11 protein-coding genes are annotated in these 11,158 nt (G+C 60.8%); 9 read left to right on the plus strand and 2 right to left on the minus strand.

Annotated features, from left to right (window positions below; all coding sequences use genetic code 11):
- A partial coding sequence (locus AC0L3X_RS45360) for a hypothetical protein (protein WP_473317513.1) occupies positions 1-180 on the plus strand: 180 nt, incomplete at its 5' end.
- A gap of 28 nt (positions 181-208) precedes the next feature.
- Here the strand turns inward: AC0L3X_RS45360 and AC0L3X_RS45365 are convergent.
- On the minus strand, positions 209-1,066 hold the full coding sequence (locus AC0L3X_RS45365) for a DUF3108 domain-containing protein (RefSeq protein WP_354131640.1): 858 nt from the start codon (positions 1,064-1,066) through the stop codon (positions 209-211).
- Between the two features lie 508 nt (positions 1,067-1,574).
- On the opposite strand from AC0L3X_RS45365, the gene rpmB reads away from it, so the two are divergent.
- From rpmB to ftsZ, 6 genes are all read left to right on the plus strand, one after another.
- On the plus strand, positions 1,575-1,886 hold the full coding sequence (rpmB, locus tag AC0L3X_RS45370; protein WP_063980641.1) for a 50S ribosomal protein L28: 312 nt from the start codon (positions 1,575-1,577) through the stop codon (positions 1,884-1,886).
- 201 nt (positions 1,887-2,087) lie between these two features.
- Positions 2,088-3,917, plus strand: coding sequence for a Z1 domain-containing protein (locus AC0L3X_RS45375; protein WP_473317514.1), 1,830 nt, complete (start codon positions 2,088-2,090; stop codon positions 3,915-3,917).
- Positions 3,907-4,389 carry a hypothetical protein gene (locus tag AC0L3X_RS45380; RefSeq protein WP_071908460.1) on the plus strand — a complete coding sequence of 161 codons (483 nt, stop codon included), beginning with the start codon at positions 3,907-3,909 and terminating at the stop codon, positions 4,387-4,389. The genes AC0L3X_RS45375 and AC0L3X_RS45380 overlap by 11 nt, the downstream gene beginning before the upstream one ends.
- A 72-nt stretch (positions 4,390-4,461) precedes the next feature.
- The gene (locus AC0L3X_RS45385; RefSeq protein ID WP_354131642.1) at positions 4,462-5,697 is read left to right on the plus strand and encodes a hypothetical protein; all 1,236 of its coding nucleotides are present in this window, start codon (positions 4,462-4,464) and stop codon (positions 5,695-5,697) included.
- Positions 5,698-6,162: 465 nt separating this feature from the next.
- Positions 6,163-6,690, plus strand: coding sequence for a hypothetical protein (locus AC0L3X_RS45390; protein WP_354131643.1), 528 nt, complete (start codon positions 6,163-6,165; stop codon positions 6,688-6,690).
- Between the two features lie 59 nt (positions 6,691-6,749).
- Positions 6,750-8,003 (plus strand): cell division protein FtsZ, encoded by a 1,254-nt coding sequence (ftsZ, locus tag AC0L3X_RS45395; protein WP_259259696.1) that lies wholly within the window; start codon positions 6,750-6,752, stop codon positions 8,001-8,003.
- A gap of 334 nt (positions 8,004-8,337) precedes the next feature.
- On the opposite strand, the gene AC0L3X_RS45400 is transcribed toward ftsZ, so the two are convergent.
- Positions 8,338-8,886: a nucleotide exchange factor GrpE gene (locus AC0L3X_RS45400; protein WP_225005617.1), complete on the minus strand. Its 549-nt coding sequence runs from the start codon at positions 8,884-8,886 to the stop codon at positions 8,338-8,340.
- Between the two features lie 276 nt (positions 8,887-9,162).
- Between AC0L3X_RS45400 and AC0L3X_RS45405 the strand changes: the two genes are divergently transcribed.
- Both AC0L3X_RS45405 and AC0L3X_RS45410 read left to right on the plus strand, forming a co-directional pair.
- A complete protein-coding gene (locus tag AC0L3X_RS45405) occupies positions 9,163-10,503 on the plus strand; it encodes a DUF2235 domain-containing protein (RefSeq protein ID WP_354131644.1) in 1,341 nt (446 codons plus the stop codon).
- A gap of 339 nt (positions 10,504-10,842) precedes the next feature.
- Positions 10,843-11,088, plus strand: coding sequence for a PilZ domain-containing protein (locus AC0L3X_RS45410; protein WP_028149457.1), 246 nt, complete (start codon positions 10,843-10,845; stop codon positions 11,086-11,088).
- Positions 11,089-11,158: the final 70 nt, after the last annotated feature.

An 11,158-nucleotide genomic window follows, 5' to 3' on the forward strand; every position in this document is an offset into this window, starting at 1 on the left:
ATGCTGCGCATCGCGCCACTCGCACCTCAGGATGACGGAAAGACCGCGTCGCGCGCCGGGAGCCTCGAAGGATGGACGGCCCGGATGTGGCGGCACGCACGGATATTCCCTGCGGGAACAGCCGGGCTGTCGTCCTTCGAGGGCCGCCGAAGAGGCGGCCACCTCAGGATGACGGGCTGAGGGGGAGTGCACGGCTGCGGCTAAAGCCCTACTGCGTCTTGGCGACCTTTGGCGGCTGGGCTGACGTGATGAAGCTGGTCGCTTCCAGCATGGCCGGGCCGAGCGGCGTCGGCACTTTCAGCCAGAACGGGACCAGGATGCGCGTGCCCGCGATGGGGGCGAAGGCGATCTCGATGTTGCGCTGGGCGGCGAGATATTTGATCACGGGACGATCGGGGATGTAGCCCGCCACGGGCACGAAATAGAGCGCGCAGACCACGACCGGGCCCCTGTAGCCCTTCTCCGCCTTCACGCTCTCCATGCGCTTGAAATCGAGTTTCAGCTCGTAGCGCATGCGGCCGTCGAACACCGGCGCGGCGTTGTGGCAGGCGTCGGGCGTCACGGGGTCGCCGGTGCCGGGCACGCGCAGCAGCGAGGCCGTCATCGGGTCCCAGACGCCGCGGCGATGCGCATCGGTGACGACGATGCGGTCGGCATCGACAGGCGGCTCCGGCACGATGCCGAACTCCTTCACATTGCCCTTGTCGAGCGTGATGCGGATCTCTTCGGTCTTCTTCGAGGTGGTGGTGGAGGCCTGGTAGCCGGTCGCGACCAGCGCGCCGTTGACCACCCTACCTTGCGAGGCGCCGGTGCCGGACCCGCCCGCAAAGGATTTCAGCAGCCCCGTGGTGCCGCCGGAGGCTGCGGCTGCGAACACGTCGTCCCCGATGTCGATGTTCCAGGCGCCCTTGCCGACGGGAATGCCCGCCAGCGTCGCCTCATACTGCGCCTCGAGCTTGCCCTGCGCCGCCACGGGCTCCGCCCCCCACGCCACGACCAGCCCGCAAAGGGCTGCGAAAGCCAGCCGGCCGGCGGAGCGCGGTCTGGCTGAGCGCTGACTGACCAAGCCTTGGAGCCAAAGTCGGGGGGATGTGAGCACGAACAATCCAATCGGGGCGCGAACGGTTGTTACTTAAGCCAAAAACCGCGGCAAACAATGTGTCCGGGCGCGGAGGCTTGCGGAACTCCATTTGATACTTCGGGTGCGAATACGCCCTTTATGTGATGGTAAGGCACTTCAATCATTGCCGTTTTGGTGATCGGGGGTGTGTCAGGGACGCGCACCTCGCCCCGCCCTTTCCGCCGTCATGCCCCGGCTTGACGGGGGCATCCAGTACGCCGTAGCCCCTCGGCTCCAGCCGCTCCGCCGCGGAGTACTGGATCGCCCGGTCAAGCCGGGCGATGACGCCTGTTGTGGGGGATGCCGCGGAGCATGAATCCCCGCCCAAAACCTTGACGTCCCGTCCCTTCCCCCCTATACGTCCGCCCGCTCCCTGCAAGGACACAGAATTAGCCCCCGTGGCGCCCAGAATGGCGGCCGCAAATCGTTTGGGGGACAGAAGAGGATTTCTACCATGTCTCGCCGCTGCGAACTGACGGCCAAGGGCCCCCTCGTCGGCCACAAGGTCAGCCACTCCAACATCAAGACCAAGCGCCGCTTCCTGCCGAACCTCGTCAACGTGACGTTCATCAGCGAAGCGCTCGGCCGCAACGTGCGCCTGCGCGTCTCCACCAACGCGGTCAAGAGCGTCGACCACAATGGCGGCCTCGACCCCTTCCTGCTCAAGGCCAAGGCCGACGTCCTGTCGCCGCGCGCCCTCGAGCTGAAGCGCGCCATCCAGAAGAAGGTCGGCCCGACGGCCGCGCCGGCGAAGAAGGCCAGCTAATCCAATTTTGAAATCGGGCGGGGGCTAAGTTGCGTCGCGTGGCGTAGTCTTAGCCAGTAGAGTTTTGCGTCGCGGCCGGATCGAAAGATCCGGCCGTTTTTGTTGTGGTGGCCGACCTAATTATGCCTCAGCCTATCTTGCCCTGACTTCATTGCCCGCTATGATCGTGGAAAATGATAATTCAACTAGGGGGCAAGTGGGTTGGGGCTCAGTGTCAGCCAGCTGCGGGCTATCGCGCAGCAGCGAGATAGATATAAAACGCAGCTAGATCGACTGAAGACGCTCGGCAAGCAAACGTCGTGCATCGAAGCGGCGGTCTCAAGCGCTTGCGATACGCTTGAGAGTGGCACCACGTCGTTCGTCATCTACGGGGAGCCTCAGAGCGGCAAGACAGAAATGATGATCTGTCTCACCGCCAAACTTCTGGATGACGGACACCGCATCGTTGTCCACTTGTTGAATGACAGCGTTCAGCTGCTTCAACAAAACCTAGAGCGCTTTCAGCGTTCAAAGCTGTCGCCGGCAGCTCGCAACTTCTCAGATGTGATCGATCCTGAATACTCTCTGTCCGCCGGATACCATGTCATCTTTTGCAAGAAGAACGCGAGCGATCTGACGAAGCTGAATCAGAAGTTGGAGCGCATCGGCGACAAGGTCATCATTGACGATGAAGCTGATTTTGCGACGCCAAATGCGCTCATCAATAAGGGCGATGTCACCAGCATAAATGCTCTTATCAAGAAGCTAATCAGCCACGACGGCATCTATATTGGCGTTACGGCAACTCCTGCGCGATTGGACCTAAACAATACGTTCGACAACGATAACGAAAAGTGGGTCAATTTTCCGCCACATGAGGCCTACACTGGCCAAGACGTCTTCTTTCCCCTGGACACCGATGTGCAATTTTCGTTGCACACCCTTCCAGACACGGATGACAGCCCGAAGTATCTGCGCGAAGCGATCTTCCGGTTTCTGGTAAGAGTCGCAGCGCTCAGCTTGGCGGCGAAGTCCGACGAGAATTTCTCGATGCTCATTCACACGAGCGGAAAGAAGCTCGACCACAAGTCAGACAAGAAGCCAATTGACGAGGTGATGAACGCCCTCTCGGACACTCATTCGAAGAAATTTGAGTCCTACACACACGAGATAGGCAAAATAGCGAACAAGCTGTATGGCCAAGAACAGGCAAGCAGCATCCTCGCATATATCGTGAAGAATTGTGATCAGACCAGCACGATCATAATGAACAGCGAGCGGGACAAGAACGTCGACTTCAAGTCCGCCACTTCACCAGCCGCCATGTTTACATTCATCATAGGCGGCAACATCGTTTCGAGAGGCGTCACATTCGACAACCTTCTTTCCATGTTCTTCACCCGGGATTCAAAGCACAAAATACAGCAAGATACCTATATACAGCGCGCCCGGATGTTTGGATCGCGTAAGAAGCACCTTCCATACTTTGAACTGACCATACCCGAGCAGCTGTGTCTCGACTGGCAACGCTGCTTCGCTTTCCACAAGCTCGCGCTTGAGGCCATCAAGACCAAGAAGGGTTCTCCCGTTTGGCTGGCTGACCAGCGAATCGCGGCAGTTGCGTCGAGCAGCATCGACAAAGCGAATGTGCTTCTCGACAAGGGAGAGATGTCATTTCCGATTTTTGACTACTCGCCCGACATTGAGAAGCTGCTATACGGCTCTAATGATCCCATCAACAGCCTGAGGCGGCTGCAGGAGAAGATCGGCAATGATGCGCTGCCAGACTATTTGATCAGATACGTGCAACGAATACTCCCGAACGGGACTTCATCGATTGCGCTGCATCAATCGAGTACGATTGAGAACATGAAAGATGCTGATAAGAACAAGATCGAGCGCACCAAAGGACTTTTCGGTCAAGTCAAACGTGAATTTCCCGACGCCGTGCATCACTTCAAGATTTTCTATAACGCAAAGGGCAAGGCGCGGCTGATCTATAAATTCAATGGCAACATCACTTTTCTGAAGAATGTCAAAAATGCTGGATGATTACGAATTTTACCAAGGCGTCGTCCTCCGACAACTCGTCGTCGAGAATGACTACTCCCTATCCGTTTCCTTTCGTCCATTTGTCCGAGAGGGTCGAATCAACGCCTTCGTCATGAATGGACGTGTTGGCGTCTACATGAAGCATTCATCCAAGCGGATGTCGCCCTGGCGATTCACATTTACAATCGAACAGGCTGCCGACCTTTTGGATCTGGAACACAAATTTCCGGACTCCTTTATGGTCTTCGTGTGCGGCACTGATGGTCTTGTAACGCTCTCATTTGCCGACCTGCACAATATCGTCAGCTTTCAGGAAAGCGAGAACGCCTGGGTCAGCATCGCGAGACCGCCTCGCACTCAGTACGAGATCGCCGGCAATCGGGGCGAGCTGGGATACAAAGTCTCAAGGGGAATAGGTACAATTCCCGACACTCTCAAGACGCGCGTGCGCGAGCGCTATGCTACTGGCTGATTGTTCTCTGTTGTTTCTCAGCTGTACGACTCCCATTAACATCTCCACCTCGCTTCCGCGCGAATTCGTAGCATGAGCAAAGCTTTCACAAAGACTATACAACAGGCGCTTGGCCGGGATCCTGTACACCCATTCCCCGCTCGGATGGCTCCTGGCATCGCTCTCGACATCTTGTCGAACGAGCCAGAAAAAATTCGCGTATTGGACCCGATGATGGGCTCGGGGACCGTTCTGGCAATGGCTCGTGCGAGGGGCCATTCGGCCATCGGCATAGACATCGATCCACTCGCGGTTCTCTTGGCCCGAGTGTGGACAACAACAATCGACGCGTCCCAAGTCAGGCTCGCGGCATCGCGCGTCTTAGAACGTGCCAGAATGAGATTTTCAACCTGCACTGCGGGAGACGCCTATCCCGCGAATGCTGACACACAGACCCGTCAATTCGTCAGGTATTGGTTCGACGACTATGCTCGGCGGCAGTTGACCACGCTCGCCGAGGCCATCGATGGACTCGAAGATGATTGCGTGAGCGATGCACTATGGTGCGCCTTCTCGCGCCTTATAATAACGAAGCAGGCTGGCGCATCATTGGCGATGGACCTGTCACACAGCCGTCCGCACAAGGCGTTTGTGCATGCACCTATAAAGCCGTTCAACAAATTTCTCTCGGCGGTCGAACTCGTATTGAAGAACTGCATTTCCCGGGACCAATCCGGTCGCGGCCCTGTGTCTCGAGCACTACTGGGTGATGCCCGAAAGCTTCCTTTGGCGAGCGGCACGATCGATCTCGTCCTAACTTCTCCGCCTTACCTCAATGCAATTGACTACATGCGTTGTAGTAAGTTCTCGCTAGTCTGGATGGGATATACTGTCGGCGAGCTTGGGAATATTCGCTCTGAAAGCGTCGGAACTGAGTGCAGCGATCAGTCCGCGCGCGACAATGGAGAGGTAAAGAAAATCATCTCCGAACTACGCTTGTCTCCTAAGCTTGCCAATCGGCAGGAGGCGATCCTTGCGCATTACGTCGACGACATGATGCGATCTATACGGGAATGTTCACGCGTTTTAGCGGCGGGCGGTAAGGCCGTATACGTTGTCGGAGAGAATACTGTCCGAGGGACATTCATCCCCAACGCTAAGATTGTTGCCGCCGTGGCGGAGCGGTCCGGCCTGCAGATGGAACGACGACGTGCACGCGCGCTTCCCGCAAACAGACGTTATCTTCCTCCCCCGGCATCGAAACATACAGCAGATTCCATGGATGGAAGAATGCGCCGCGAGGTTATTCTTTCATTCGTTAAACCCTAATCAGGGTAACGGTCGCTCACCCGAGGATCGCCGCCGAGCAGAGAGAAGTGAACGCCTTCGTCGGTTGAAAGCGGAAGGGCGAAGTCCAGAGGACGCCATTGGAGCCGCTCTGGGTCTCGAACTATGGGTGTTGGGTGTACAACTGCTTCTTGTAACCAAGAGCGAGGATTGACGACGAGACGTTGTTCCCTCCCTCCCCTACTCCAGAGAATCGATACTCCGCAGCACGATCCCATGCGGGATGCCCTCGAACTCCGTCGCCTGATACTTGCGTCCCGCGCGGGCTTCGAAGCGGCCGCCCAGGCGGGTGAATTGAGGTTCGCGCTGGTCGGTCTGGCGCACACGCCCGGCGCAAGCGCCCCGCGCGCGTTAACCGTCCGTTAACCAACGCAGCCTAGCCTGCGGCAATCGTCCAGCCATCATTAGCTCGAAATGCCTTCCCGGTTTGCTCCAGGAGAAGCGCCGATGTGCGTTGCGTTGTTGACGTATGCCGATCTCAGTGCCCGGCTCAATATCTCGCGCGAGGCCGCTCGTGCCCTGGCGAGACGTCGCCGTTTGCCGCGCTCGCGGGCGGAGGACGGCAAGGCCCTGGTGAGCGTTGATCTCTCCGAGCTCCGCTACACGCCCCGCCCGCGAATTGGCCGCAAGGCAGCCCCCATCGCTGCCCCCATGGCTGAGATCGAGGCCTGCAAGGTCGAGGCCTTCAAGATCGAGGCATTCAAGGCGGAGATCGCGCGGCTCGAAGCCCTCGCAGCCGGCGCCAGGTTAGTTTTCGAGCGCGAGCGCGAGCGTGCCGATCGCCTGGCCGTCGAGCTGCTGCAGGCGGCCGCCGAGACGGCGGCAGCCAATGCGTGGGCGGCACGACTGGAAGACGAAGTGGCGGACTTACGGACCGGTCGCCAGGCTGGCGGCGCGACCGCCGGACAAGCCGCGCGTCGATTGGGACATCTGGCCGCGGCCATCGTGGGCGCAGACCGCGCGGCTCGCAGATAGCACTCGAACCCTTCTCCATCCCGGCCTGCCGGAGCAATCGCGAGGACAGAATGACTGGCATGACCGATATTCACGAGATGAAGGCGCGCATTGTCGTGTTCGGAGTGGGCGGCGCCGGCGGCAATGCCGTCAACAACATGATCACGTCCGGGCTGCAGGGGGTCGACTTCGTCGTCGCCAATACCGACGCACAGGCGCTTGCCATGTCGAAGGCGCCGCGCCTGATCCAGCTGGGCACACAGGTGACCGCAGGCCTCGGCGCCGGCTCGCAACCCGAATTGGGGCGCGCTGCAGCCGAGGAGGTCATCGATACGATCCGCGATCAGTTGACCGGCGCGCACATGGTGTTCGTGACGGCCGGCATGGGCGGCGGCACCGGCACCGGGGCCGCCCCCATCATCGCCAGGACTGCGCGCGAGCTCGGCATCCTCACGATCGGCGTGGTCACCAAGCCATTCTATTTCGAGGGCCAGCGCCGCATGCGCTTTGCCGAAGCCGGCATCGAGGAACTGCTGAAGACGGTCGACACCCTGCTGATCATCCCGAACCAGAACCTGTTCCGGGTGGCCAGCGCAAAGACCACATTCGCCGATGCCTTTGCCCTCGCCGACCAGGTGCTCTATTCGGGCGTGGCCTGCATCAGCGACCTCATCGTCAAGGAAGGCCTGATCAACCTCGATTTTGCCGACGTTCTCTCCGTGATGCGGGAGAAGGGCAAGGCCATGATGGGACGGGGCGAGGCTTCCGGCGAGAAACGCGTGCTCGCGGCCGCCGTGGCCGCCATTTCCAATCCGTTGATCGAGAACCCCTCGATCAAGCGCGCCAGTGGCCTCATCATCTCCATCACCGGCGGCAAGGATCTCATGCTGTACGAGGTCGACGAAGCCGCGACGCGGATTCGCGACGAGGCCGACCCGGACGCCAACATCATCGTCGGCGCATCGTTCGACGAAAGCCTCGAAGGCATCGTCCGCGTCTCGGTGGTGGCGACCGGGATCGACAATGTCGACCCGGCGCAGCTGGCGGCGCCGGTGGAAACCGCACTCACGCAGCTCGCCGGCAGGCTGCGCGACGACAGCCGCCGCATCGCCGATCGCATCGAGCAGCGCAGTGCGCCGCTTCCGCACGTGGAAAGCCCGCCGCTCCGCCCGGCGGCCGGCCGACCCGCAGTGCAACCGGCAAGGCCCGATCCGGAATATGCGCGCCGCGCGGCGCCTCAGCCGCTCGATCCCTACGGCCGCACCTCTCCGCGCAATATAGCCGACGAAGACCTTCTCGACATCCCGGCCTTCCTGCGCCGCTCCGCTAATTGAGCGGGCGCGGGGGGTTATCTGTCTACCGCGGGGCAATCGCTCGAGCGCGATGCCCCCACATCGTCATGGCCGGGCATAGCCGTCTGAAGGACGGCGTCGCTACGCTCGCCTATGTCCCGGCCATCCACGACCTTTCCCACGGCAGGAAGAACGTGGATGCCCGGGACAAGCCCGGGCATGACGAGTTTGTGGCCCCGGCTGTGCCGAACCACTGTGATACGAGGCTCTGATATCTCGCCGCGAAACGCGACCTCATCCTGAGGAGCCCGCCGTAGGCGGGCGTCTCGAAGGATAGCCGCAGGCGAGCTTCCGATCTGCGCGGCGCGCCGATCGTTCACGCTGCCGTGCTGCGCGGGGTCTCCGCCGTTTCCCTTTTTTCCGGCTCCTTGTCGCGAGACAGCCATGCCGGGAAGCGAAGCAGGCGATCGTTGCCGTCTTTTGGCGGCTCTATGGGCGGTGCTTCATTGGCCGAACGCGGGAGGTCCAGCACGGCCTGCCCTGCCCGCACCGCATCCGCGCGCTGATCCAGTTCGCGCATCAGGGGATCGAGCACGCTGTCGATTTCGGTCGCCACCGACACGATGAAACTGTTGAGCTCGCGAGCCTCGGGCACAACGGCCGAGGCCGACTCGATCGCCCTGGAGAGACCATCGACGACGGGTGCAAACGCGCCGGCGGCTTGTTTGATTCGCGTTCTTATCGCTTCGATCTCGGCCAAGACGCGATCACGCTCCCGCCTGGTCTTCTCTTCCGAAAGGCGGGCTTCGATTTCGGCGATCTGAGCCGTGAGAGTCGTGGCTTCGGATGCGAGTGCATCGCGGCGCAGGCGCGCACGATCGAGATCGCGGCTGAGATTGTCCACTAGATCGTCCTTCCCGAACATGGCTTTGCTCCGTAGGACAGCCGTGACGCGAACCGCCAGCCGGTTAAGCGAACCAAAGGCTGGATCGGCCGAAAAAGGCATCAACTTCGGTCGCGTCATATGGGCCGACATGGTGACCCCCACCGTCCACATTAGGCGACGACATGGTTAACAGGTGGTTAATGTCAACAGATGATGGGGCAATGGGGCACCATGCCGCCGCCGCCGACTTCGTCTCCTCGCTGCCATCCATTTTCGCTATACTCGCCCCGGTAGCATCACCGGGAGGGGCATACCGTGGAGCACGACGACCAGCACAAACCCAAAACCGAGCCGAAAAACCTCGTCATCTGCTGCGACGGCACCGGCAACGAGATCTCGGAGAACATCTCGAACGTCCTGAAGCTCTATCGCTGCCTGCGCAAGACCGACAAGACGAAGCCGCGGCAGATGGTGTTTTACGATCCCGGCGTCGGCACGGTGACGGAGCCTTCGACGTGGCACCGGCTCAAGGCCAACGTCAATCTGGTGCTGGGGCTCGCCACCGGCTATGGGCTCGATGACAACGTGCTGTCAGCCTATTGCTTCCTGGTCGAGCATTACGCGCCGGGCGACCGCATCTACCTGTTCGGCTTCTCGCGCGGCGCCTACACCGTGCGGGTGCTGGCGGGGCTGATCCACAAGATCGGCCTGATCTCGCCGGAGCAGGCGAACCTGGCAGGGTCCGGCCTCGTCGCCTACAAGCAATATTCCGGCACCGGGCGCGGCAACGACATCGAGGACCTCAAGGATGTCGCCTTCGACGAAAGCGGGCCGCTGCCGAAGGACGAATTCGATCTCGCCGCCCAGTTCGCGCGCATCACCTCGACGCGCTGGCCGACCATCCACTTCATCGGCGTCTGGGACACGGTGGCGAGCGTGATCGTGCCGCGGCGCGACAATTTCTTCTTCGTGTTCAGCCTGGAGGAGCTCGCCTTCACGCTGCGGAATCCCAGCGTCAAAATCTTCCGGCAGGCGATCGCGATCGACGAGCGGCGCTGCATGTTCCGCCTGAAAGAGTATGAGGAGCCGCAGGAATATTGGCGCAACCGCTACGTGCCCGACGAGAAGAAGGAGCCGCAGGACATTTTGCAGGTGTGGTTCGCCGGCGTGCATTGCGACGTCGGCGGCGGCTATCCGGAAATCGAGAGCGGCGAGTCCAAATACCCGCTGATCTGGATGATCGAGGAAGCCGCGAAGGCCGGGCTGAACTTCAACCCGCGCACCGTGAACCAGCTCGCCTGGGGCATCCAGCGTAAGAACTCGCCGTTCCAATATGTCGAGCCTGCCTACACCGGCAAGGTGGGCGAGCTGCACGATTCCATGAGTGCGGCCTGGCGCGTGCTCGAATTTGTGCCGAAGAGCGCCAAGTACAAGGAATGGCCGGAGCGGAAGGTTTTTCTGGGCTTCTACATCCCCGATTGCGAGCCGCGCGTGATCCCCGAAGGCGCGCATGTGCACGAGAGCGTGCTGAAGCGGATGACGGTGGAGCCGGGCTACCGGCCGGTGAACTTGCCGAAGGATTATGTGACCGTGCCGATGCCGGTGAGGCCGCATGCGGAGGCTAGTGCTGAGGCTGATGAGATCGTGACGGCGTAATGGCGCTGCAAGCTCGTCATTGGAGGCGCGAGCGCACCACATGTTCAGCTGTCGTCCCTGCGAACGCAGGGACCCATAACCACAAGGAGCCGTTTGGCGCGGACCAGTCGCTCGGTACGCCCACCGCCGACAACTCATAGATCACGCGGTATGGGTCCCTGCGTTCGCAGGGACGACGGCGGAGATGGAGGCGGCCCCACCCCGCTACCGGCGCTTTCTGCGTTCGCTGCTACTTTTCATTAAAATTCTCAGGCCGCCCTTAGTCGGATCGCATCAACTCTTTTCCATCATGCCGCTCAAGACCACCCGCGCCGTCCGCGGAATTGGAGGAGAGTGCCAATGCATCCGCGCCGACATGCCCGCGTGAAACCGTCCGGGCTGGTATCCCGCCAGGCCAAGATCATCACCGACCCGCGCGCGCCGGTGATCCCCTGCACGCTGATCGACTACTCGCCCGGCGGCGCCTGCGTCGATCTCGGCGGGCAGGTGAATATCCCCGACAGGTTCGAGCTGCTGCACGTCAACACCAAGAAGCGCTGCCGCATCGCCTGGAAGCGCGGCTCGCGGATCGGCGTGGTGTTTTAGCGGTGCTCAACGCAACTGAATAATCCCGCTGAGCATTCCGCTCTGCTCCCTCCCCCCTTGCGGGGGAGGG

It is taken from the genome of Bradyrhizobium sp. MI1.7 (assembly GCF_055811795.1).

Coding starts and splice junctions, on each gene's coding strand:
- AC0L3X_RS45410 (WP_028149457.1), top strand. CDS start 10,843: ATGCATCCGCGCCGACATGCCCGCGTGAAACCGTCCGGGCTGGTATCC.
- AC0L3X_RS45385 (WP_354131642.1), top strand. CDS start 4,462: ATGAGCAAAGCTTTCACAAAGACTATACAACAGGCGCTTGGCCGGGAT.
- AC0L3X_RS45380 (WP_071908460.1), top strand. CDS start 3,907: ATGCTGGATGATTACGAATTTTACCAAGGCGTCGTCCTCCGACAACTC.
- rpmB (WP_063980641.1), top strand. CDS start 1,575: ATGTCTCGCCGCTGCGAACTGACGGCCAAGGGCCCCCTCGTCGGCCAC.
- ftsZ (WP_259259696.1), top strand. CDS start 6,750: ATGACCGATATTCACGAGATGAAGGCGCGCATTGTCGTGTTCGGAGTG.
- AC0L3X_RS45400 (WP_225005617.1), bottom strand. CDS start 8,886: ATGTTCGGGAAGGACGATCTAGTGGACAATCTCAGCCGCGATCTCGAT.
- AC0L3X_RS45390 (WP_354131643.1), top strand. CDS start 6,163: ATGTGCGTTGCGTTGTTGACGTATGCCGATCTCAGTGCCCGGCTCAAT.